Below are 21,992 nucleotides of genomic sequence, written 5' to 3'. Positions count from 1 at the left end.
CGACGCTGCCCCGCGTACCGTTGATGGGCATCTGGTCCCCTGCTTCCGTCCGAGGAGCGCTCGTGTTCGTCGACATGCCCCTGCCCCAGCTGCGCGCGTACCTGCCCGAGCGGGCCGAGCCCGCCGACTTCGACGCCTTCTGGCGGCGGACGCTGGCCGAGGCCCGCGCCCACGACCTGGCCCCCGACTTCACCCCCGTCCCCACCGGCCTGACCGTGGCCGAGGTGTACGACGTGACGTTCGCCGGGTTCGCCGGCCACCCCATCAAGGGCTGGCTGCTGCTGCCGCGCCACACCACGGGGCCGGTGCCGTGCGTGGTGGAGTACCAGGGGTACGGCGGCGGGCGCGGGCTGCCGATCGACTGGCTGCTGTGGCCGAGCTTCGGGTACGCCGTCTTCGCCATGGACAGCCGGGGCCAGGGCGCCGGCGGGTGGCGGCGCGGGGACACCGCCGACCCGTACCCCGGCACGGGGCCGCAGACGCCGGGGGTCATGACCAGCGGCATCCACGACCCCGACGCCTATTACTACCGGCGGCTCTACACCGACGCCGTGCGCGCGGTGGAGGCGGCCAGGGCGCATCCGGGGATCGGGGCGGTCGCGGTGGGCGGGGCGAGCCAGGGCGGGGCGATCGCGCTGGCCGTGTCGGCGCTGGTGCCCGATCTGGCGTGTGCGCTGCTGGACGTGCCGTTCATGTGCCACATCAGGCACGCCACGCAGATCACGCCCGAGTACCCGTACGCGGAGCTCGCGGCCTACTGCCGGGCGTTCAAGGACCAGGTGGAGCGGGTCTTCGGGACGCTGGCCTACTTCGACGGGGTGAACTTCGCGGCCAGGGCGCGCACGCCCGCGCTGTTCTCGGCCGGGCTGCAGGACGGGGTCACGCCGCCGTCCACGGTGTTCGCCGCCTACAACCACTACGCCGGGGAGAAGGACATCAAGGTGTACCCGTACAACGGGCACGAGGGCGGCGAGTCGGCGCACGCCATGGAGCGGGTGGCCAGGGCCAAGAAGGCGATGGGATGAACAGTAGATGGCGCCGTCTCGCGTGGCGGACGCGGGGCGGCGTCACCCCGTGACGCAGACTAGGCTTAACAGGCACGTCATCCGACCGACGAGAGAGACCATGAAGACCTTCGAAGAGCTGTTCGCCGAGCTGTCAGAGAAGGCCCGTACCCGGCCCGCGGGCTCGGGCACCGTGGCCGCGCTCGACGCCGGCGTCCATGCCATCGGCAAGAAGGTCGTCGAGGAGGCCGCCGAGAGCTGGATGGCCGCCGAGTACGAGTCAGACGACAGGGCCGCCGAGGAGATCTCCCAGCTCCTCTACCACGTGCAGGTGCTGATGCTCGCCAAGGGCATCGGCCTCGACCAGGTCTACAAGCATCTCTAGGGCGCCGCGGCGCGCCCGCCACCAGAGACAGCGGAAGGCAGACACACGGTAAGGACCTGAAAGACATGCTGCGTCTGGCAGTACCCAACAAGGGCTCGCTCAGCGAGGCCGCCCAGGACATGCTGAAGGAGGCCGGCTACCGGTCCCGCAGAGACAGCAAGGAGCTCGTCGTCGTCGACGACGCCAACGGCTGGGAGCTGTTCTTCCTGCGCCCCCGCGACATCGCGGTCTACGTCGGCGAGGGCACCCTCGACGTCGGCATCACCGGCCGCGACATGCTCATCGACTCCGGCGCGCCGGTCGAGGAGATCATGTCGCTGGGCTTCGGCGCCTCCACCTTCCGGCTGGCCGCGGCGGCCGGCACGATGTCCTCGGTCGAGGACCTCAACGGCAGGCGCATCGCCACCTCCTACGCGGGCCTGCTCGACAAGTACCTCTCCGACCAGGGCGTGGACGCCCGCGTGATCAGGCTCGACGGCGCCGTCGAGACGGCCATCAGGCTCGGCGTGGCCGACGCCGTGGCCGACGTCGTCGAGACCGGCACCACGCTGCGCAACGTCGGCCTCGAGGTGTTCGGCGACCCGATCATGAAGTCGGAGGCCGTGCTGATCAAGCGGCAGAGCGCGCCCGACACCCCGGGCGTCGGCCAGCTCGTCCGTCGCTTCCAGGGCGTCGTCCAGGCGCGCGACTACGTCATGATGGACTACGACATCCGCGCCGAGCGGATCGAGGAGGCCATCGCCCTGACGCCCGGCATGGAGGGCCCCACGGTCTCGCCGCTGCACCGCGAAGGCTGGGTCGCCGTGCGCGCCATGGTCCGGCGCAAGGGTCACCAGCAGGTGATGGATCAGCTGTGGGACATCGGCGCAAGGGCCATCCTGGTCACCGACATCTACGCCTGCCGCCTGTGAGGTCTGCCCGCTAGGCCACGGGTCCGGCGGGCATACCCGAACCGTGCGTAACGAAGCGGTCGCTTGGCGTGGTAGCGCCAGGCAGATGTGGTCCTTACTCGAACAGGGCAACCGGCGCTGGGCGGCGGGCAAGTCCGCCCACCCGCACCAGGACCCGCGACGCCGGAGGCAGGTCGCCTCCGGGCAGGAGCCCCGGGCGGTCGTGCTGTCGTGCATCGACTCCCGGGTGCCGCCCGAGGTGGTCTTCGACGTCGGCCTCGGCGACCTGCTGGTCGTCCGCACCGCCGCCCACACCCTCGACTCCCTCGTCACGGCGGCCGTCCAGTACGGCCCGCAGGACCTGCGGGCCAGCCTCGTCGTCGTGTTAGGTCACCAGCGCTGCGGCGCGGTCACGGCCGCCGCCCGGGCCTTACGCAGGCGCGTCACCCTGCCCGGCGAGCTGCCCGCGATCGTCGCGGAGCTGGAGCCCGCCTACGCCACCGCCCACGGCCGGGTCGAGCCCATGGTCCACGCCCACATCAGGCAGACCGTCTCGCGCCTGAGATCAGACCCCCTCCTGCACGGCAGCGCCACCGTCATCGGCGCCCACTACAGCCTGGACACCGGGCTGGTGAGCCGCGTGAGCTGACAAATGTCACCGCGACAAGCGGATGGAACGCACTGCGGCCGGGCCAGGGCCCCGCCCTAACGTGGCGTCCATGAACGGCATCAAGTTCGACCACGTCAGCAAGCACTACGGGGACGTGCTCGCCGTGGACGACCTCTCCCTGACCATCGAGCCCGGCACCACCGTGGCCCTGCTCGGCCCCAACGGCGCCGGCACGTCGACCTCCATCAACCTGCTGCTCGGCCTGCTGCGGCCGAGCCGGGGCACGATCACCGTAGGCGGCCGTGCCCCGGCCGGGGCCGTCGCGGCCGGCGAGCTGGGCGCCATGCTCCAGGACGGCGCGCTCATCCCGGAGCTGACCGTCAAGGAGACCGTGGACCTGGTCCGCGGGCTCTACCCGCGCCCCCTCGCCCTGGACGACGTCCTCCGCCTGGCCGACCTCACCGAGCTGGCCGGGCGGCGGGCCGGCAAGCTGTCCGGCGGGCAGGCGCAGCGCGTCAGGTTCGCCCTGGCGATCGCGGGCGCGCCGCGCGTCCTGCTGCTCGACGAGCCGACCGCGGCCATGGACGTGGCGTCCAGGCTGCGCTTCTGGGCCGCGATGCACGACTACGCGGCCGGCGGCAGGACCGTGCTGTTCGCCACCCACTACCTGGAGGAGGCCGACGAGCACGCCGACCGGGTGATCGTCATCGCCAGGGGACGGCTGGCCGCCGACGGCACCGCCGCCCAGATCAAGGCCGACGCCGGGCAGCCGGTCGAGCCCCGCCGCGGGCTGCGAGCCCAGCGTGAAGCTGACGGTGTGCCCGCCGGCGGGTGCACGCGGGGGAGCGTTCATCGACCCGGCGCTGGCCGCGGCGGCGCTGAGCGCGGGCCCCAACCCGCTGTCGCAGCGCGAGCGGGACGTGCTGGCCGCGGCGGCGGACGGCTCGACGATCGGGGACATCGCGGCGGCGCTGCACCTGTCGCAGGGCACCGTGCGCAACTACCTGTCCTCGGCCATCCAGAAGACGCACGCCCGCAACCGCATCGAGGCCGTGCGCCGGGCCAGGACCCAGGGCTGGGTGTGAGGCTCGCGGGCGGGTCAGTAACGCAGCTCCGCCAGCACCGCGTAGTGGTCGGAGCCCGGCTCAGGGCCGTCGCCCACCACCTCGCAGCGCACCGGATGCCCGGCTCCGCCCGCCCTCGGCCAGGCGCTGAGCACGTAGTCGAAGCGCCGGTCCGGGTACAGGCCGGGCCGCGCCCACGGGTTGGCGTTGCTCCACGTGTGGCCGGGGCCGCCGTCGCCGGCCACCTCCCACGCGTCGTAGAAGACCAGCCCCGGCACGGGGGTCGCGGCGCGGCCGGTCAGCATCCGCATCTCGTCGCTGTCGGGCGGCGCGTTGAAGTCGCCGCACACCAGCGTGGGATGCCGGCGGGAGCTCACCTCCTGGACGAACGCGGCCAGCGCCCGCACCTGCTCCTGCCGGGCCTGGGAGTCGCCCAGCCGGTAGGCCCCGATCATCACGCTGAACACCTGTAACGGCCCGCGCGGCCCGTCCAGCTCGCAGAACAGCGCGCGGCCCGGCAGCACGCCGCCCTTCTTCTCCGGCGGAGGCCCGCCCGGCAGCAGCCGGTCCTCCTGCCGGACGACCGGCCAGCGCGACAGCACGGCGACCGGCGCCTTCTCCGAGATCACCGCCGCGTGCTCGTACCCGAGCCGCTGACCGGCCCACTCCTGTAACGCCACCACGTCGGGCGCCACGTCGCGCACCACCTTCTCGATGCGCCCGGCCCGCTCGGCGTACGGGCCCTCCTCGCCCCACACGTTCCAGGTCAGCACGCGCACGCCGGTCCCAATCAGCGGCCCGTACGGCTCCGCCCCGTTCATCGCAGCCCCTCCACCGCCTCGATCGCATGATCCACCTGCTCGGGACCCGTCACGATACTCGTGCCGAAGCGCAGCAGCGAGGGGTTGTACGGCGTCACGCCGGCGTGCACCTTGCGCTCCCGCAGCCGCTGCACCGCCTCGAACGGCTGCATCCCGGCCACAGAGCAGCACACCAGCCCGGCCGACAGCTCGGGGGCCTGCGGGGTGGCGAGCGTGACGTGCGGGATCCCGGCCAGGCCCGCCTTCAGCCGGGTGGCCAGCTCCTGGGTGCGCGCCCGCACCCGGTCCTTGCCGATGGCCGTCATGAACGCGAACGCCTGCGGCATCGCCCACCGGTGCTCGAACGCCTTGTACCCGCCGGGCGTGACCAGCTCGGCCGTCGAGGCGCCGGGTGATCCGCCGTCCTGCCAGGCGGCGAAGGCGGCCTGGCTGAAGCTGGGCACGATCGGGGCCACCGCGTCCCAGGCGCGGCCCCACACGATGCCGGTGCCGCGCGGCCCGAACAGCCACTTGTGCGTGCCGCTGGCCAGGAAGTCGCAGCCCAGGTCCGCCACGCTGTCGGCCATCGCGCCGAACCCGTGCACCCCGTCCACGCACAGCAGCGCCCTGTCATGCGCGGCGCGGCCCTGGTTCGCCTCGGCCAGCATGTCGGCGATCTCGCGGACGGGCACCCGCACGCCGGTGCTGGAGTGCACCCAGGTGATCGCGACCACGCGGGTGCGCGGGCCGAGGCCGTCCTTGATCGCCGACACCATGCGGTCGGCCGAGGCGCGGGCCGGGTCGTCGTACAGCCTGACCCTGCGCACCTTGGCGCCCGTGCGCCCGGCCAGCAGCCGCAGGCCCTCGTGGGTGGCCAGGAAGTCGTGCTCGGTGGTCAGCACGTCCTGGCCGGGGCGCAGGACGAGGCCGGAGTAGAGCAGCGCCAGGCCCATCGTGGTGCTGTCGGTCAGTGCGATCGCGTCCGGCTCGGCGTCCAGGTAGCGGGCGGCGGCCAGGCGTACGTCCCCGTCGGGGGAGCCGCCGGAGGAGCCGCCGGCGGGCGGCGTGTACTCGGGGTCGGCGTCCAGCGCGTCGCGGTGTGTCCTGATCGCCTCCCGAACCTGCGCCGGGGCGGGGGCCAGCACGAACGCGGCGAACTGGCCGTAGGCCGGGTCGAGCGCGAACTGGGCGCGCACCGACGCCCAGTCGGCCGGGTCGAAGCCCGGCCCGGAGGCGGAAGGCGAGGGAGCCGGCGCGGCGGTTTCGGGCGTGCACGCCGACACCCCGGCCAGCAGCCCGGCACCGAGCAGGGCCCGTCTGTTCAGCATGCCTGCTTCCTACCCGCATGGGTCAGGCGCGGATCGCGGACACCTGCCTGATCAGATCGGAGACGCGGACGATGCCCAGGCAGCGGTTCAGCTCGTCGGTGACCACCAGGTCGTCGTAGACCCGGGTCGCGTCCCGGCCGGCCGCCTGCATGGCGGCGATGGCCGGGGTGGTGCGCGGCACCGTGCGGGGCGGGTCGGCCAGCCGCTGCGCCGGCTTGGCGCCGTGCAGCGCGTGGCCGTAGCGGGCCGCGAACGACAGCAGGAACCGGCTGCGGTCCAGGCTGCCCTTGGGCCGCTGGAACTCGTCCACCAGGATCACGCTGGTGATCGTCGGCTCGTGCCCGAACGCCGCCACGGCCTCCTCGGCCTTGGCCTCCGCCGGCAGCGTCACGGCCGGCAGCAGCAGCTCCTGCACGCGCGGGCCGAGCATGATCGTGCCGGGGGACTCGTCGGCCAGCGGCAGCGGCACCCGGATCTTGCCGTCGGGGCCGGGCGCCAGCAGCGGCCCGTGCGCCAGGCGCACGCCGAGCCCGCGTACGGTCGCCACCTGCGGCTCGCGCTCCACGCCCGGCGCCATGACGTGCGCGCCGATGCCGCGCGCCAGCGTCACCACGGCCCGCGCCACCGCGGTCGCCCGGTGGTCGCCGGGGATGCGCGAGACCACCTCGGGGTCCAGGGCCAGCAGGTAAGGGGAGGAGTCGGTGATCAGGTCCAGGGCCGCGCCCGCGGTGCCCACGTCGGCGAACCCGATCAGGTAGCCGATCGTGCGCAGGCCGTCGAGCCCCACCTTGAGCAGCGGCCTGTCCTGCTCGTGGCAGGGTCCGGTGAGCAGCAGGATCGCCTCACGGGGATGCCTGCCCGCCCTTCGCAGCGCCTCGTGCAGGGGCGCCAGCGAGCCCGCGCCCGGCAGCACCACCCGGACCGGCAGTTCGAGCACCATGGGCAGCGGTGCGGCCCGGAGGGCTCCGGTGCCGTCCACGATGGCGGGGTGCGCGATGACGGCCCCGGTGTCGAGATCCACCAGGGGACTCGTGAGCAGGGAGGACACGTACAGATCGTGCTCCAGTCGCAGCCGCACCAGAAGCCCCGCGAAACAGAATTAACCGACATTTCCGCTTAGGTTCCCGCGTGAGTGGGGGCTGCGGGGGTCCGCTAGCCTGCGGGGCATGAGCGCTCGTCCGGCCAAGGGCGGCGGCCGGTGGGTCACCGTGCCGCCGGAGCGCCTGCATCCGTGGATCGACGGGTTCGCCGCCCGCCACGGGCCCTTCACGGCGAGCGGCGACGAGCGGGCCGTGCGGCTGGTGGCCGGTGACGGCGCGGTGGCCGAGCTGCACGTGCCGTTCCCGCCCATGACGCCGCCGGGGCCGCCGCACGTGAGCCGGTTCGTCGCGCACGCGGGGCGCGAGCGGCGGGTCGGGGTGTTCCTGGTGCGGCTCGGCGGGTACGCGGCCGGGGTCTTCCACGGTGACGCGCTGGTGGCGTCCAAGGTGGGCTCGCGGCTGGTGCAGGGGCGCACGGCGGCCGGCGGGTGGTCGCAGCAGCGCTTCGCCAGGCGGCGCAGGAACCAGGCGGCCCAGGCGCTCGACGACGCGGTGGGGACGGCGGTGCGGGTGCTCACGCCGTACTTGGGAGACCTGGACGGGGTGGTGCTCGGTGGCGACCGCAGGGCGATGGACGCCCTGCGCGCCGACCGGCGGCTGGCGCCGCTGCTGGCGCTGGAGAGCGAGCCCTTCCTGGTGGTGCCCGACCCCCGGCTGGCGGTGCTGCGCGACACGCCCGCGCTGTTCCGGGCGGTACGCGTGCGGATCGTCGACCCGTAGGAGCCCGCCAGCCTTGGGGGCCCGCCAGTCGTGGGAGCCCGCCGCCTTGGGCGCCCGCTAGGCGAACGCGTCCCGATGGCCGGCGAGGAAGTCCTGCCAGGAGCGGGGCGCGTGGCCCGTCAGCTCCCGCACCACCGTCGTGACCGGCGCCCAGCTCCCGTCGCCGGTCCGGGCCTGGAGCCGGGCCAGCTCGCCGGCGAACGGCTCCGGGACGCCCTGGCGTTCCAGGTGGGCGGCCATCTCGGCGACCGACAGGTTCACGTACCGGACCTCGCGGCCGAGTGCCCCGGTGATCTCGGCGGCGATCGCCTCGTGCGACAGGGACTCGGGGCCGGTCAGCAGGTACTCACGGCCGGGGCCCACCGGGGCGGTGAGCAGGGCCGCGGCCACGTCGGCGAGGTCGCGGGTGTCGATGTAGTTGACCGGGGCCGGGCCGTAGGCGCCGTACAGGGTGCCGTCGCGCACGTCGCGCGGCAGGGTCTGCATGAAGCCGGTGGGCTGGAGGATCGCGTACGGGACGCCGGACTTCCTGAGGTGCTCGTCGATCTCGCCGTGCATGCCCATGCCGAGCGGGGCGCCGGGCGCGGCGTCGCGCACCGACACCGCGACGATCTGCGCGACCCCGGCCTCGGCGGCCAGGTCGATGACGGCGCGGTGCGCCTCGACGACGCCGGGCCAGAGCCCGCTGTTGAGGAAGAGGCGGTCGCCGGGGGAGAGCAGGCCGCCGATCGTCCGGGGCTGCTCGAAGTCGGCCAGCGTGTACGGGCCGCCGAGGTCCTCGATGGGACGGCGGACGACGGCGAGCGGGTCGTGGCCGTGCAGCCGCCGGACGAGCGAGCGGCCGATGTTGCCGGTCGCACCGGTGATCACGATCATGGGGACCTCCCCGCTAAGTGGAATCTCAGATTCCGGTTGCCTGGACGGTACACTAAGCGGAATCGGATCGTCCACTTGGAGGTCGCGGGTGCGTGCGGATGCCAGGCGGAACCTGGGCAAGATCGTCGAGGCGGCCGCGGCGGTCGTCGCCGAGCGTGGCGTCAACGCCCCCATGGAGGCCATCGCCAAGCGCGCCGGCGTCGGCATCGGCACGCTCTACCGGCGCTTCCCCGACCGCGACGCGCTGATCGCGGCCGTCGGCGACCACTACATCCACACGATGGCGCAGGCGCTCGACACCGCCGCCGGCAGCTCCGCCGACGCCTGGAGCGCCATCTGGGGCTTCGTCTCCTGGGCCGCCGAGCCGGGCCGCGCCGCGCTGTCCACCGCGCTGGCCGTGCTGCCCGAGGAGGCGATCGTGGACCGGGAGGAGTTCGCGCGGGTGCGGGCGGGCTGGGTGGAGCAGTTCGACCGGCTCGTCCGGCGGGCCCAGGCCGAGGGCTCGATGCGGCCCGACGTCGGCGTGGCGGACCTCATCCACCTGCTGAACGTCTTCACCTGCCACCCGGAGCAGCTTCCCGCGCCGGTGGCCGCCGATCCGGGGCGGTATCTGCGGCTGATGCTCGACGGCATGAAGTCCGGCGCCGCCACGCCGAGCGGAGCGTGACCACCCCGAGTCTTTGAGACGATTCAAAACAATCTTGAATGCCGCTATGATGAGCCGAAGTTCACGGTGAACCGCGGTCGGCGGTTCGCCGTACGCAGCGGATCCTGCGCTTTTCCCGTCCGGATTCCGTTCTTTCAGCAGCACGGCCTCGTGAGGATCGATGGCGACCAGGAACATCAAGGAGGTCGCGCAGCTGGCGCGCGTCTCAGTGGGGACGGTGAGCAATGTGCTCAACCGCCCGGAGATCGTGTCCCCCGCCACACGCGAACGCGTCTTCGAAGCGATCAAGAAACTCGGTTTCGTCCGCAACGAGGTGGCCCGCCACCTGCGGGTGGGCCGCAGCAGGACGGTCGGGCTCGTCGTGCTCGACGTGTCCAACCCGTTCTTCGTGGACGTGGCCCAGGGTGCGGAGTCCGTGGCCGACGACCACGACTCGATGGTGGTGCTCTGCAACAGCGCCGGCGACACCGGCCGCGAGCGCCGCCACCTCGACCAGCTCGAACAGCAGCGGGTGATGGGCATACTGATCACCCCGGTGGAGACGGAGAGCCCGTGGGTGGAGGAGCTGATCGCCCGCGGCACTCCGGTCGTGCTGGTCGACAGCCCCGCGACCGGGCTGCAGTGCTCGGTCGCCGTCGACGACCGGCTCGGCGGGCAGATCGCCGGCGCGCACCTCATCGAACGCGGGCACCGGCGGATCATGTTCGCCGGCGGGCCGATGTCCATCAAACAGGTGGCCGACCGGCACGCGGGCGTGACCAGCGCCGTCGCCGCCGCCGACGGCGCCGTCGAGCTGCTCACCGCCAGCGCGCCCACGCTCACCGTGGCCGAGGGGCGGGCCATCGGGGAGCGGGTGGCGGCGCTGCCTCCGGGCGAGCGGCCGACCGCCGCCTTCTGCGCCAACGACATGATGGCGCTCGGGTTCTTACAGGCCATGGCCTCGCACGGGCTCCGGGTGCCGGAGGATCTGGCGATCATCGGCTACGACGACATCGACTTCGCCGCCGCGGCGGCCGTGCCGCTGTCCTCTGTCAGGCAGCCCAGGGAGTTGCTGGGACGCACGGCGATCGACCTGCTGCTGGAAGAGGTGGCCGACCCCGAGCAACACCGGCACCGCCAGGTCATCTTCCAGCCCGACCTGGTGATCCGGGAGTCGAGCGCGCTGCGCCGCGACGCCTGAGCGGGGGAGTCCCGCCGCCACGGCGACGGCTGCCGGCCGTTCAAACGTTTGCCCTGCCCAAGGGAGCACCACCATGACAGTTCTCTACGACAATCCCCTGTCCACCCCCCAGGACCTGGCCGGGTTCCGCATGGAGGGGGACGGCGCCATGTCGTTCCCCCAGGGCCGGCTCAGGCTGGAAAGTCGCAGGCCGCCGTCCGACGGCCAGGCGGCCAACCTCGTGCTGTGGTGTCCCGAGGACTTTCCCCAGGACGTCCGCATCGAATGGGAGTTCCGGCCGATCAGGGAGCCGGGGCTGGCGATCATGTTCTTCCACGCCCGGGGCAGATCCGGCGAGGATCTGTTCGACCCGGCCCTGGCGCCGCGTGACGGGCCCTACGAGCAGTACCACCACGGCGACCTCGACGCCTACCACGTCTCCTACTTCCGCCGCATGTGGCCTTCGGAGCGGGCCCTGCACACCTGCAACCTGCGCAAGAGCCATGGCTTCCACCTGGTCGCCCAGGGCCCGGACCCGTTGCCGGCCGTGCTGGACGCCGACGGCCCCTACGCGATCAGGATCGACGTCGAGGCGGGGGCCGTGACGTTCTCAATCAACGATTTGGTCTCGTTCCGCTGGGAGGACGACGGGTCGATCGGCGGTCCCGCCCTGGCAGGAGGCAAGATCGGGTTCCGGCAGATGGCTCCGCTCATCGGAGAGTACGCAAATCTCCGCGTATCTCGTCATTGACTTTGAGTCGATTCAACACTAATTTCGCACCAACCGCCGTTCACTCGCTTGTAACTGGGCAGGAACCACGGTGCAATACTCCACCCCCGTATCCGTGCACATGCCACGAGAAGGTGGTGCCGGATGAACCATCCCGCCATGTCGATCAGGATTCAAGCTGCCTGCTCAGAGGTCATCTGGGCGGCCCGCCTGAATCTGGCCTGGCTCGCGTTCACCCTCGCGGGAGGCGTGATTCTCGGGCTCGGGCCCGCCACCGTAGCCGCCTACACCCTGGCTCGGAGGCATGCCCGGAATGAAACGTTTCAGGTCTGGCGCGAATTCTGGACCGTCTACCGACGGGAGTTCGTCCGGGCCTCGTTGCTGGTCCTGCCGGCGGTGCTGGTCGCCGTCGTGCTGGTCGGCAACTACCTCTATCTCTCCGCTCTGGGGCCCGACCACGGATTCGCGCGGATCGCGAGCTTCGTGGCACTCCTCGTGCTGGCGGGTGTGGGGGCCCATGTAGGGCCGCTCTACGCGCACTACGACCTGCCGCTGTGGGCCTACTGGTCCAAGGCGGCGCAGCTAGCGCTGCTGCGTCCGGCCTCGTCCGTGATCTTGCTGCTAGCGCTCTCGGCCATCGCCTTCGCGACCTCGGCGCTGCCCATCCTGGCGCCGCTGATCAGCTTCGGCGCGTGGATCTATCTGAACACGTGGCTCTGCCAGCGCTTCTTCCAGGAGAACGAGGCGAGTCTGCTTTCGAAAGGGAACTCATGAGCGCATCCCGTCGCCGGCGGCTCCTTGCCGGTGTGTTAACGCTAACGGCTGCTCTCACCGCCACGGCCTGCGCGGGCGGGGGCGGCTCGTCCGAGGCCGATCCGAACACCATCACGTTCATGGCGAAGCTGTTCGGCACCGCGCCCGAGCCCACCGGTGAGCTGCAGCAGGCCATCGAGAAGTTCCTCGGCAAGAAGATCAAGGTCACCTGGGTCCCGAACGCCGAGTACACCGAGAAGATGAACGTCACGCTGGCCTCGGACAGCATCCCGCAGGTCGTGGTCGTGGACCCGAAGATGCCGGCGTTCGTGAAGTCCGCGCAGGCCGGGGCGTTCTGGGACCTGACCGACAAGCTGGACAAGTACCCGAACCTGAAGCCGGCGGACGAGCGGACCGCGCTCAACGCCTCGATCAACGGCAAGACCTACGGTCTGTACCGCATGCGGCCCCTGCTGCGCTCGGCGATCGTGATCCGCAAGGACTGGCTGGAGAAGGTCGGCCTCAAGGAGCCGACGACGATCGACGAGTTCTACGAGGTCGCCAAGGCCTTCACCGAGAAGGACCCGGACGGCAACGGCAAGAAGGACACCTACGGCCTCATCATCCCGAAGTGGCCGTCCAGCTCCTACGCCAGCGCCAGCCCGTACGACGTGGTGGAGACCTGGTTCGGCGCCCCGACCGGCTGGGGCGAGCGTGACGGCAAGGTCGTGCCCGGCTTCTCCACGCCGGAGTTCATCGAAGCCAACAAGTTCCTCAAGAAGATGGTCGACGAGGGCCTGGTCAACCCCGACTTCGCCACCCTCGACACCGCCAAGTGGAACGAGCCGTTCTTCCACGGCCGCGGCGGCATGATCATCGACGTCAACATCCGCTCCCGCCAGGTCCTCGACCTGTTCAGGGAGAACGGCGACAAGAACTACGGTGACAAGGTCACCATGGTCGGCAACCTGGCGCGCTCGGACGGCAAGAAGTTCTCCTATCCCTTCAGCGGCTACGCCGACGCCCTGGCCATCTCCAAGCAGAGCGTGCGGACCGAGGCCGAGCTGGACAACGTGCTGAAGACGCTGGACAAGCTGGCCACCAAGGAGGGCCAGGTCCTGCTGCAGAACGGCATCGAGGGCCGCAACTTCAAGGTCGACAACGGTGACACCGCCACGCTGATCAACGTGGACGACCCCGCCGTCAGGACCGTCCAGGACAACGTGGACGACGCGTTCACCCAGCTCAGCACCAAGGGCACGATGGACATCGGCGGCATCGCCTACCAGCGCATCCCGCCGTTCCAGCCGTACCGGGACATCATCGACAAGCAGAAGAAGCTGGTCGAGGAGGACCTCAAGACGGCGGTGCACAACGTCGCGCTGCCTGTCGTGGCTCCCACCCAGGTCGAGAAGGGCCCGCAGATCGACAAGATCATCGGTGACGCGCGGGTCAAGTTCCTCTCGGGCGCGATCGACGAGGCGGGCCTGAAGGCCGAGATCCAGAAGTGGTACGACGGCGGCGGCACCCAGATCGTCACCGAGATCAACGACCTGCTCGCCAAGCTCCCCAAGTAGGACGACCCCCCGCGTGAGGGGCCCGGCTCCCGCCGGGCCCCTCACATCGAAAGGAGGCCGCTGTGGCCACCGACCTGGCGACGCCTCCGAAGGCGGCGCCCAAGGCGAAGAAGCCGAAAAGGGCCGACAAGGTGCCGCTCGGCACCGCGGTCCTGCGTTATCGCTGGCTCTACCTGATGCTCCTGCCGGGCGTCGCCTACTTCGTGATCTTCAAGTACCTGCCGATGTACGGCGTGACGATCGCGTTCCAGGACTACCTGCCCTTCCTCGGGTACTCGGGCAGCCCCTGGGTCGGCCTCAAGCACTTCGAGCAGCTCTTCTCCGGGCCGGACTTCGCCCGGCTGCTGGCCAACACGCTGATCCTGGCGGCGCTGCACATCATGTTCGTCTTCACCGCGCCGGTCATCGTCGCGCTGATGCTGAACGAGCTGCGGGTCAACATCCTCAAGCGCTCGATCCAGTCGCTCATCTACATCCCGCACTTCCTGTCGTGGACCATCGTCGCGGCGCTGACGTACGTGCTGTTCGCGGCCGACTTCGGGGTCATCGCCGCCTGGATGCGCGACCTGCTGGGTGACACCAACAAGGTCGACTACATGGCGCAGGAGCAGTGGTTCCGCGAGATCGTCATCCTGCAGCAGCTGTGGAAGATGACGGGCTGGGGCACGATCATCTACCTGGCCGCGCTGGCCGGCGTGGACCCCAACCTGTACGAGGCCGCCCGCATGGACGGCGCCAGCCGCTTCCGCCAGCTCTGGCACGTCACGCTGCCCGCGATCCGGCCGACGGTCGTCGTCATGGCCATCCTCGCCTCCGGGAACCTGCTGGACTCCGGTTTCGAGCAGATCTGGCTGATGACCACCTCGCTCAACCGCGAGGTCGCCGAGGTGTTCGACACCTACGTCTACTACGCCGGCGTCCAGAACGGGAACTTCAGCTACTCCACCGCGGTCGGCCTGTTCAAGGGCGTGGCCGGCGTCATCCTGATCTTCGGCTCCAACTGGCTGGCCAAGCGCATGGGCCAGCGGGGACTGTTCTGAAGGGGCCCCGGCATGACCACTATGACTGAGACCGAGCCCGGCAAGCAGGCCGCGGTCAACCACAACAACTCCGTCGGCAGCCGCGTCTTCGACGTGCTCAACGTCGTCGCGCTCGTCGGCCTGGCGCTGATCACGGTGCTGCCGCTGATCTACGTGCTGGCCGCGTCGTTCGCCACCGAGCCCGAGATCGCCTCCAGGCCGTTCTTCCTGTGGCCGGAGAAGATCGTCACCGAGGCGTACGAGTACATCTTCGCCACCCCGACCTTCATCCGCTCCCTGCTCACGACCGTCATCGTGACGGCGGTCGGCATGGTGGTGCAGGTCATGCTGACCTTCACCATGGCCTACCCGCTGGCCAAGCGGTACCTGCCGGGGCGCACGCTGGTGCTGAACCTGGTCATCTTCACGATGGTCTTCTCCGGCGGCATGATCCCCACCTACCTGGTGGTGCGCGACCTGGGAATGCTCGACAGCTACTGGGCGCTGATCCTGCCGCTGGCGATCAACCCGTTCTACCTGATCATCGTCAAGAGCTTCTTCCAGGAGCTGCCGCAGGCGCTGGAGGAGGCGGCCAGGATCGACGGCTGCAACGAGATGGGCGTCTTCTTCAAGATCGTCCTGCCGCTGTCGAAGCCGATCATCGCGACGTTCTCGCTGTTCTACGCGGTGGCGATCTGGAACGACTACATGTCGCCGCTGCTGTACATCACCGATCCGGACAAGTGGACGCTGCAGATCCTCGTGCGCCAGCTCGTGGCCACCGACCCCGCGGCCGCCCTGTCGCAGATGGACCGCACCTGGGTGCCGCCGGAGCAGGGCGTGAAGTTCGCGATCATCGTGATCGCGACGCTGCCGATCCTGTTCTTCTACCCGTTCCTGCAGAAGCACTTCGCCAAGGGCGTGCTGATCGGGGGCGTCAAGGAGTGAACCCGCGCACCGTGCTGCTGGCGGGGGACTCCACGGTCGCCTCCTGCCCGGCCTTCGAGGCGCCGATGTCCGGGTGGGGGGCGCAGCTCGGATCGTACGTCGGCGGCCCGGTGCGCAACCTCGCCAAGGGCGGCGCCACCACGGCCAGCCACCGCGCCGAGGGGCTGTGGGCGGCGCTGCTGCGCGAGGTCGTGCCCGGTGACGTGGTGGTGATCCAGTTCGGGCACAACGACCAGAAGGAGCCTGAGCTGCCGTACCGGGAGAACCTGCGCGCCTTCGTCGAGGAGGCGCGCGGGGCGGGCGCGCTGGCCGTGCTGTGCACACCCGTGCAGCGGCGCAGGTTCGCGGGCGCGCGGCTGGTGCCCACCCACGGCGACTATCCCGACCGGGTGCGCGAGCTGGCCGCCGCCGAGCGCGTACCGCTGATCGACCTCACGCGAGCCACCACCGAGCTGTACGAACGCCTCGGCCCCGAGGGCTCGAAAGCCCTGTTCACCCACTTCCCGCCGGGCACGCACCCGCTCCATCCGGACGGCGTGGCCGACGACACCCACTTCTGCTTCCGCGGCGCCGACGAGGTGGCCGCCATCGTCGCCGAGCGACTGAAGGAGATCGCATGACCGAGCTGCGCTGGCTGGACCGACCGGGAGAGCAGGGGGTGACCTGGGGAGTCCCGTGGCCACGCGGCACGGTCGGGCGCGGCACGCCGTTCGCGCTGACCGGCGGCGACGGCCGCGAGGTGCCGGTGCAGAGCTGGGTGACCGCCACGTGGCCGGACGGCTCCGTCAAGTGGACGGCGCACGCCATCGGCGCCGGGCAGCCGTCCGGGACGTACCGGATCGAGCCCGGCGGCGAGCCCGCCGCTCCCGGCACCGCCGTCACCCTCGCCCGCGAGGGCCGCGACCTGGTCGTCAGCACCGGCGTGGTCACCTGGCGGATCGGCGGCGGCCTGGTGGCCCGGTCGATCTCGCGCGGGAGCCGCGAGATCGCCACGAACGTGCGCCTGATCAGCCTGCGCCAGGCCGAGCCCAGCCCCGACGAGGGCGGTCACGTCGCCCGCGAGCAGGCGGACGGCGTCGTCGAGAGCGTCACGGTCGAGCAGGACGGGCCCGTGCGCGCCGTCGTCAGGCTGGAGGGCAGGCACGGCGGCTGGCTGCCGTTCACCGTGCGCCTGTACTTCTACGCCGGGGCCGAGCACGTGCGGGTCCTGCACACCTTCGTCTGGGACGGCGACCCCGAGCGCGACTTCCTGGCCGGGCTCGGCCTGCGCGCCGACGTGATCATGCGGGACGACCCGCACGACCGGCACATCCGCCTGGCCGGCAGCGACGGGTTCCTCACCGAGGCCGTGCGCGGGCTGACCGGCCTGCGCCGCGACCCCGGCGAGGCCGCCCGCCGCGCCCAGGTCGAGGGCCGACCGGCCGGCGAGCTGGATCCCGAGGTCGCGAGCCGGCTGCACCTCATCCCCGCCTGGAACGACTACACCCTCGACCAGACCTCCGCCGACGGCTACACCCTGCGCAAGCGCACCGGGGACGGCCACGCCTGGGTGACGATCCCGGCCGGCGGCCGCTCCACCGGCTACGGCTACGTCGGCGGCGCCAGCGGCGGGCTCGGCTTCGGGCTGCGCGACTTCTGGCGGCTGCACCCGACCCGCCTCGACATCAGGAACGCGGCCACCGACGTCGCCACCGCCACCGTCTGGCTGTGGTCGCCGTCCGCCCCGGCCATGGACCTGCGCTTCTACCACGACGGCATGGGCCAGGACACCTTTGAGGAGCAGCTCGAAGGACTGGAGATCACCTATGAGGACTACGAGCCCGGGTTCGGCGATCCGCGCGGCATCGCGCGTACGCACGAGCTGAGCCTGCGCGTCCACGACGCCACGCCGGCCGCGTCCGAGCTGGCCGCGCACGCCGCCGCGATGGACGCGCCGGGGCTGCTGGTCGCGAGCCCCGAGCGGGTGCGCGAGGCGGGCGTGTTCGGCGTCTGGGGCCTGCCCGACCGCTCCACGCCCGCGCACGCCGAGATCGAGGACCGCCTCGACTTCCTCTTCGACCTGTACGTGCGCGAGCGCGAGCAGCGCCGCTGGTACGGGTTCTGGGACTACGGCGACGTCATGCACACCTACGACGGCGACCGGCACACCTGGCGCTACGACGTCGGCGGCTACGCCTGGGACAACTCCGAGCTGTCGCCCGACCTGTGGCTGTGGCTGCAGTTCCTGCGCACCGGCCGCGCCGACGTCTTCCGCTTCGCCGAGGCCATGACCCGCCACACCGGCGAGGTGGACGTCTACCACCTGGGCAGGTGGAAGGGCCTGGGCAGCCGCCACAACGTGCAGCACTGGGGCTGCAGCTGCAAGCAGCTGCGCATCTCCAACGCCGCCTACCGGCGCTTCTACTACTACCTGACCGCCGACGAGCGCACCGGCGACCTGATGGACGAGCTGAGCGTGCCGGAGGAGACGTTCCTGGCGATCGACCCGCTGCGCAAGGTCCGCGAGGACGTCTACACGCCCGACCCGTCGGCGCTGTCGGTCGGGCTCGGCACCGACTGGGGCTCGCTGGCGGCGGCCTGGCTGACCAGGTGGGAGCGGCACGGCGACGAGCGGGCCAGGGACCGGCTGCTCGGCACGATGGCCGACATCGGTGCGATGCCGCGCCGCTTCCTGACCGGGGAGGGCCGCCTGGATCTGGAGACCGGCCGCTTCGACACCTCCCGTGATCAGATCTCGATCTCGCACCTGTCGTCGCTGTTCGGGCTGCCGGAGATGTGCGCGGAGCTGATCGCGCTCGACCTGGGCGTGCCCGGGTTCGAGCAGGCGTGGCTGGAGTACTGCCGGCTCTACCTGGCGCCGCCCGAGCAGCAGGAGGCCGAGGTGGGGCGGCGGCTGAGCGGCATCTCGCTGATCCAGGCGCACAGCCGGCTCACGGCGTACGCGGCGGCGCGCACCGGGGACGCCGAGCTGGCCGCGTGGGCATGGCGCAAGTTCCGCCTCGGCGAGGGCGACCAGCTCAACCGCAATCCGTTGCAGCACCAGGAGAAGTGGGAGCTGACGCTGGTGGACGGGCCCGAGGTGCCGCACCCGGTGCACGAGGCGCCGTTCGTCAGCACCAACAGCGCCGCGCAGTACGGCCTGGCCGCCATTCACAACCTGGTGCTGATCGGCGAACACCTGACGAAGGGCTGAGCAGAGGTGGGGCTCCCGCCAGGAGCCCTACACTGATCGGTATGCATACTCCCGATTGACCGGCGGCGCACGCCCCATCCTCGTTTCCTAGCTCGGGAGTGTCCGGTCACCATGATCATCGCAAATGACATCGAGCTGCGCGCGGGCGCGCGCCTGCTCATAGAGAAGGCCACGTTCCGGGTCAATCCCGGTGACAAGATCGGCCTCGTCGGCCGCAACGGCGCGGGCAAGACGACGCTGACCAAGGTGCTGGCGGGTGAGGGCATACCCGCCGCCGGCACCGTCAGCACCACCGGCAGCGTCGGCTACCTGCCGCAGGACCCGCGCACCGGCGACCTGCAGGTGCTGGCGCGCGACCGCATCCTGTCCGCGCGCGGGCTCGACGAGGTCATCCGCAAGCTGCGTGAGGCCGAGCTCGGCATGTCCTCCGCCGACGACCGCACCAGGGAGAAGGCCGTCAGGCGCTACGGGCGGCTCGAGGATCAGATGCACGTGCTGGGCGGCTACGCCGCGGAGTCGGAGGCCGCCTCCATCGCCTCCAGCCTGGGCCTGCCCGACCGGGTGCTGGGACAGCCCTTGCAAACGCTTTCCGGAGGCCAGCGCAGGCGCGTGGAATTGGCACGAATTCTTTTCAGCGGGGCGGAAACTCTCCTTCTTGACGAGCCCACAAACCACCTAGATGCGGACTCAATCGGGTGGCTTCGTGATTTTTTGCGGAGTCATCAAGGTGGCTTGGTGATCATCAGCCACGACGTCGGTCTTCTTGAAGCGACAGTCAACAAGGTGCTGCACCTGGACGCCAACCGGGCGGTGATCGATCACTACAACGTCGGCTGGAAGGCCTACCTGGCCCAGCGCGAGACCGACGAGAAGCGCAGGAAGCGCGAGCGCGCCAACGCCGAGAAACAGGCCGGCGCGCTGCTGGCGCAGGCCGACAAGATGCGCGCCAAGGCCACCAAGGCCAAGGCCGCCCAGGACATGATGCGCCGGGCGCACCGCCTGCTGGCCGGCACCGAGGAGGAGCGGCAGAGCGACAAGGTGGCGCGGCTGCGCTTCCCCGAGCCGCAGCCCTGCGGGCGCACCCCGCTCACGGCCGAGGAATTGTCCAAGTCGTACGGGTCGCTGGAGGTCTTCACCGACGTCAACGTGGCCATCGACCGAGGTCACCGGGTCGTCATCCTGGGGCTGAACGGCGCCGGCAAGACCACTCTGCTGCGCATTCTCGGCGGCATCGAGCAGCCCGACACGGGCCTGATCAAGCCGGGCCACGGGCTCAAGATCGGCTACTACGCCCAGGAGCACGAGACCCTCGACCCCGGCCGCACCCTGCTGGAGAACATGCGCTCGGCGGGCGGCGAATTCACCGACACCGAGTTGCGCAAGGTGCTCGGCTCCTTCCTGTTCACGGGCGACGACGTCGACAAGCCCGCCGGTGTTCTGTCGGGTGGCGAGAAGACCCGGCTGGCGCTGGCGATCCTGGTCCTGTCGAGCGCCAATGTCCTGCTTCTCGACGAGCCCACGAACAACCTCGATCCGGTCAGCCGCGAGCAGGTTCTCAACGCTCTGAGGTCGTATTCAGGAGCAATCGTCCTAGTCACACATGACGAGGGTGCCGTTGACGCCCTGTCACCGGATAGGGTGATCTTGCTACCTGACGGAACTGAAGACGCGTGGAGCGACGAATTTTCCGATCTTGTGGCACTTGCCTGATCTTAATTTGAGTGGGTACGGATCTTTTCCCGTGGAGTAGGTAGCCGATCCCGCTGAAATGACTGATCATGGCGGAGTAACGCTGCGGAAGTCCGGCACTACAGGAGGTACTCGTGGCCGAGACACTGAAGAAGGGCACCCGGGTCACCGGGGCCGACCGGGAAAAACTGGCCGGCGATCTCAAGAAGCGCTACGCCGCGGGCGAAAGCATCCGCGCCCTGGCCGCTTCGACCGGTCGGTCTTACGGGTTCATCCACCGCATCCTCAGCGAGTCCGGTGTGACTCTGCGCGGGCGCGGCGGGGCGACTCGAGGCAAGTCCAAGCGCTGACGGCCGCCTCGGAACGTGCGACCGCAGCCGCCCGTCCCTAGTCAGCCGCCGTCGCGCCCGAGCCAGAACGATATTCTGTAGGCTCGGGCGCGACGGTCAGCACGCCGGACGAAGGAGCGGGCGATGGCGGAAGCGCAGGCGCGGCAGCGCGGGGGGAATGCGGGCGACGGCCCTGCCACGGCAGAGGGCGGAGTTCGCTTCGAGGTGGACGGTGAGATAGCGACGATCACGCTGGCTCGGCCGGAGAAGCGCAACGCACAGACGTTCGCGACCTGGTCGGCACTGGCTCGTATCGGCGACAGCCTGCCTGAGCAGGTACGCGTCGTCGTCGTGAAAGGTGAGGGACCGTCCTTCTCGGCAGGGATCGACCTGCGGATGTTCACACCTGAGGGGGTGCCCGGACAGGGCTCGTTCGGTTCGGCGGCCAGAAGCGAGGGCGCCGATTTCGAGCAGCGCATCAGACAGGCACAAGCGGGATTCCTGTGGCTGCGCCGACCCGAGATCGTCTCCATCGCCGCGGTGCAGGGGCACGCGATCGGCGCGGGGTTCCAGCTCGCGCTCGCCTGTGACCTGCGGATCGTGGCCGACGACGTCTCGTTCTGCATGAAGGAGCCCGCACTGGGCCTGGTGCCCGATCTCACGGGGACCAAGCCCCTGGTCGAGCTGGTGGGCCTGGCCAAGGCGATCGACCTCTGCCTGACAGCCAGGACCGTGCACGCCGACGAGGCCATGCGCATCGGCCTCGCCGAGAGAGTGGTCGCCGGGGGCGACCTGGATCAAGCGGTACGTGAGAAGGTCGCGCAGTTGCTGTCCACCAACCGGGACGCGGCCGTGGCGACCAAGCGGCTCCTCCAGGGGGCGCAGGCACGCACCCTGGAGGAGCAGAGTGTGGCCGAGGGGATCGAGCAGGCGGCGCGGATCAAGGCGTTGTTCGGCTGATTGAACGGTCAAGGAAGTCGCGGTTGACGTGCGTCGGCGGCGAGCGACTCCGCCCGCCGCCGGGCCGTGAGAGGGCTGTGCCGTCCGCATGAGGGCGCATGGGGCCGATATGCGGGGAGGGCCCTCGATGGGGCTCTGAGGGGGCTTTGGGAGGCGCTGAGGCGGTATCGGGCGGGTGCGGCCACCGTGCG

At 70.7% G+C, this 21,992-nt stretch carries 22 protein-coding genes and 1 pseudogene; 19 read left to right on the top strand and 4 right to left on the bottom strand.

Annotated features, from left to right (window positions below; all coding sequences use genetic code 11):
- Window positions 1-62: 62 nt before the first annotated feature.
- The 6 genes and pseudogenes from LCN96_RS35915 (at window position 63) to LCN96_RS35890 (ending at window position 3,974) form a co-directional block, all read left to right on the top strand.
- Window positions 63-1,025: an acetylxylan esterase gene (locus LCN96_RS35915; RefSeq protein ID WP_311132003.1), complete on the top strand. Its 963-nt coding sequence runs from the start codon at window positions 63-65 to the stop codon at window positions 1,023-1,025.
- Between the two features lie 100 nt (window positions 1,026-1,125).
- On the top strand, window positions 1,126-1,389 hold the full coding sequence (locus tag LCN96_RS35910; RefSeq protein WP_225266872.1) for a phosphoribosyl-ATP diphosphatase: 264 nt from the start codon (window positions 1,126-1,128) through the stop codon (window positions 1,387-1,389).
- A 56-nt stretch (window positions 1,390-1,445) separates the two neighbouring features.
- Window positions 1,446-2,300, top strand: a complete 855-nt coding sequence (gene hisG, locus LCN96_RS35905) for an ATP phosphoribosyltransferase (protein ID WP_225276133.1) — start codon at window positions 1,446-1,448, stop codon at window positions 2,298-2,300.
- Window positions 2,301-2,385: 85 nt separating this feature from the next.
- Window positions 2,386-2,928 (top strand): carbonic anhydrase, encoded by a 543-nt coding sequence (locus LCN96_RS35900; protein WP_225266871.1) that lies wholly within the window; start codon window positions 2,386-2,388, stop codon window positions 2,926-2,928.
- Window positions 2,929-2,950: 22 nt separating this feature from the next.
- Window positions 2,951-3,406, top strand: a pseudogene (locus LCN96_RS35895) (ATP-binding cassette domain-containing protein); the annotation flags it as partial.
- 286 nt (window positions 3,407-3,692) lie between these two features.
- Window positions 3,693-3,974 carry a response regulator transcription factor gene (locus LCN96_RS35890; RefSeq protein WP_318528325.1) on the top strand — a complete coding sequence of 94 codons (282 nt, stop codon included), beginning with the start codon at window positions 3,693-3,695 and terminating at the stop codon, window positions 3,972-3,974.
- Window positions 3,975-3,988: 14 nt separating this feature from the next.
- Here LCN96_RS35890 and LCN96_RS35885 read toward each other — a convergent pair whose 3' ends face one another.
- The 3 genes from LCN96_RS35885 to LCN96_RS35875 are packed head-to-tail and all read right to left on the bottom strand — an operon-like array spanning window position 3,989 to window position 7,159.
- Entirely contained in the window at window positions 3,989-4,774 is a 786-nt protein-coding gene (locus tag LCN96_RS35885) for an endonuclease/exonuclease/phosphatase family protein (RefSeq protein WP_225266870.1), read from the bottom strand.
- Entirely contained in the window at window positions 4,771-6,081 is a 1,311-nt protein-coding gene (locus tag LCN96_RS35880; RefSeq protein ID WP_225266869.1) for an aminotransferase class V-fold PLP-dependent enzyme, read from the bottom strand. The genes LCN96_RS35885 and LCN96_RS35880 overlap by 4 nt, the downstream gene beginning before the upstream one ends.
- 22 nt (window positions 6,082-6,103) lie before the next feature.
- Window positions 6,104-7,159, bottom strand: a complete 1,056-nt coding sequence (locus LCN96_RS35875; RefSeq protein ID WP_225266868.1) for an EAL domain-containing protein — start codon at window positions 7,157-7,159, stop codon at window positions 6,104-6,106.
- A gap of 88 nt (window positions 7,160-7,247) precedes the next feature.
- Here LCN96_RS35875 and LCN96_RS35870 point away from each other — a divergent pair, with 88 nt between their 5' ends.
- A complete protein-coding gene (locus LCN96_RS35870) occupies window positions 7,248-7,901 on the top strand; it encodes an acVLRF1 family peptidyl-tRNA hydrolase (protein ID WP_225266867.1) in 654 nt (217 codons plus the stop codon).
- 57 nt (window positions 7,902-7,958) lie between these two features.
- On the opposite strand, the gene LCN96_RS35865 is transcribed toward LCN96_RS35870, so the two are convergent.
- The gene (locus LCN96_RS35865; protein WP_225266866.1) at window positions 7,959-8,777 is read right to left on the bottom strand and encodes an NAD(P)H-binding protein; all 819 of its coding nucleotides are present in this window, start codon (window positions 8,775-8,777) and stop codon (window positions 7,959-7,961) included.
- 88 nt (window positions 8,778-8,865) lie between these two features.
- On the opposite strand from LCN96_RS35865, the gene LCN96_RS35860 reads away from it, so the two are divergent.
- The 12 genes from LCN96_RS35860 (at window position 8,866) to LCN96_RS35805 (ending at window position 21,801) form a co-directional block, all read left to right on the top strand.
- On the top strand, window positions 8,866-9,444 hold the full coding sequence (locus LCN96_RS35860; RefSeq protein ID WP_225266865.1) for a TetR/AcrR family transcriptional regulator: 579 nt from the start codon (window positions 8,866-8,868) through the stop codon (window positions 9,442-9,444).
- A 160-nt stretch (window positions 9,445-9,604) separates the two neighbouring features.
- Window positions 9,605-10,624 (top strand): LacI family DNA-binding transcriptional regulator, encoded by a 1,020-nt coding sequence (locus LCN96_RS35855; RefSeq protein WP_225266864.1) that lies wholly within the window; start codon window positions 9,605-9,607, stop codon window positions 10,622-10,624.
- Window positions 10,625-10,697: 73 nt separating this feature from the next.
- Entirely contained in the window at window positions 10,698-11,354 is a 657-nt protein-coding gene (locus tag LCN96_RS35850; RefSeq protein ID WP_225266863.1) for a DUF1961 family protein, read from the top strand.
- 123 nt (window positions 11,355-11,477) lie between these two features.
- Window positions 11,478-12,107: a YesL family protein gene (locus LCN96_RS35845; protein ID WP_225266862.1), complete on the top strand. Its 630-nt coding sequence runs from the start codon at window positions 11,478-11,480 to the stop codon at window positions 12,105-12,107.
- Window positions 12,108-12,226: 119 nt separating this feature from the next.
- Window positions 12,227-13,663 (top strand): extracellular solute-binding protein, encoded by a 1,437-nt coding sequence (locus tag LCN96_RS35840; RefSeq protein ID WP_225266861.1) that lies wholly within the window; start codon window positions 12,227-12,229, stop codon window positions 13,661-13,663.
- A 62-nt stretch (window positions 13,664-13,725) separates the two neighbouring features.
- Window positions 13,726-14,703: an ABC transporter permease gene (locus LCN96_RS35835; RefSeq protein ID WP_225266860.1), complete on the top strand. Its 978-nt coding sequence runs from the start codon at window positions 13,726-13,728 to the stop codon at window positions 14,701-14,703.
- Between the two features lie 12 nt (window positions 14,704-14,715).
- Window positions 14,716-15,630, top strand: a complete 915-nt coding sequence (locus tag LCN96_RS35830; protein ID WP_225266859.1) for a carbohydrate ABC transporter permease — start codon at window positions 14,716-14,718, stop codon at window positions 15,628-15,630.
- Window positions 15,627-16,250 (top strand): rhamnogalacturonan acetylesterase, encoded by a 624-nt coding sequence (locus tag LCN96_RS35825; protein ID WP_225266858.1) that lies wholly within the window; start codon window positions 15,627-15,629, stop codon window positions 16,248-16,250. The genes LCN96_RS35830 and LCN96_RS35825 overlap by 4 nt, the downstream gene beginning before the upstream one ends.
- A complete protein-coding gene (locus LCN96_RS35820) occupies window positions 16,247-18,823 on the top strand; it encodes an exo-rhamnogalacturonan lyase family protein (RefSeq protein WP_225266857.1) in 2,577 nt (858 codons plus the stop codon). The genes LCN96_RS35825 and LCN96_RS35820 overlap by 4 nt, the downstream gene beginning before the upstream one ends.
- 111 nt (window positions 18,824-18,934) lie before the next feature.
- Entirely contained in the window at window positions 18,935-20,533 is a 1,599-nt protein-coding gene (locus LCN96_RS35815) for an ABC-F family ATP-binding cassette domain-containing protein (RefSeq protein ID WP_225266856.1), read from the top strand.
- A 113-nt stretch (window positions 20,534-20,646) separates the two neighbouring features.
- Complete coding sequence (locus LCN96_RS35810) at window positions 20,647-20,862, top strand: helix-turn-helix domain-containing protein (protein ID WP_020547488.1); 216 nt, start codon at window positions 20,647-20,649, stop codon at window positions 20,860-20,862.
- Between the two features lie 123 nt (window positions 20,863-20,985).
- Entirely contained in the window at window positions 20,986-21,801 is an 816-nt protein-coding gene (locus LCN96_RS35805) for an enoyl-CoA hydratase/isomerase family protein (protein WP_225266855.1), read from the top strand.
- The last annotated feature ends 191 nt before the right edge of the window (window positions 21,802-21,992 follow it).

It is taken from the genome of Nonomuraea gerenzanensis (assembly GCF_020215645.1).
GTDB classification, from domain to species: Bacteria; Actinomycetota; Actinomycetes; order Streptosporangiales; family Streptosporangiaceae; genus Nonomuraea; species Nonomuraea gerenzanensis.
Note: the sequence above shows the minus strand (reverse complement) of the source record. Positions and strands in the feature narration are given on the sequence as shown.

Coding starts and splice junctions, on each gene's coding strand:
- LCN96_RS35910 (WP_225266872.1), top strand. CDS start 1,126: ATGAAGACCTTCGAAGAGCTGTTCGCCGAGCTGTCAGAGAAGGCCCGT.
- LCN96_RS35900 (WP_225266871.1), top strand. CDS start 2,386: ATGTGGTCCTTACTCGAACAGGGCAACCGGCGCTGGGCGGCGGGCAAG.
- LCN96_RS35885 (WP_225266870.1), bottom strand. CDS start 4,774: ATGAACGGGGCGGAGCCGTACGGGCCGCTGATTGGGACCGGCGTGCGC.
- LCN96_RS35880 (WP_225266869.1), bottom strand. CDS start 6,081: ATGCTGAACAGACGGGCCCTGCTCGGTGCCGGGCTGCTGGCCGGGGTG.
- LCN96_RS35870 (WP_225266867.1), top strand. CDS start 7,248: ATGAGCGCTCGTCCGGCCAAGGGCGGCGGCCGGTGGGTCACCGTGCCG.
- LCN96_RS35865 (WP_225266866.1), bottom strand. CDS start 8,777: ATGATCGTGATCACCGGTGCGACCGGCAACATCGGCCGCTCGCTCGTC.
- LCN96_RS35855 (WP_225266864.1), top strand. CDS start 9,605: ATGGCGACCAGGAACATCAAGGAGGTCGCGCAGCTGGCGCGCGTCTCA.
- LCN96_RS35850 (WP_225266863.1), top strand. CDS start 10,698: ATGACAGTTCTCTACGACAATCCCCTGTCCACCCCCCAGGACCTGGCC.
- LCN96_RS35845 (WP_225266862.1), top strand. CDS start 11,478: ATGAACCATCCCGCCATGTCGATCAGGATTCAAGCTGCCTGCTCAGAG.
- LCN96_RS35840 (WP_225266861.1), top strand. CDS start 12,227: ATGGCGAAGCTGTTCGGCACCGCGCCCGAGCCCACCGGTGAGCTGCAG.
- LCN96_RS35830 (WP_225266859.1), top strand. CDS start 14,716: ATGACCACTATGACTGAGACCGAGCCCGGCAAGCAGGCCGCGGTCAAC.
- LCN96_RS35820 (WP_225266857.1), top strand. CDS start 16,247: ATGACCGAGCTGCGCTGGCTGGACCGACCGGGAGAGCAGGGGGTGACC.
- LCN96_RS35815 (WP_225266856.1), top strand. CDS start 18,935: ATGATCATCGCAAATGACATCGAGCTGCGCGCGGGCGCGCGCCTGCTC.
- LCN96_RS35805 (WP_225266855.1), top strand. CDS start 20,986: ATGGCGGAAGCGCAGGCGCGGCAGCGCGGGGGGAATGCGGGCGACGGC.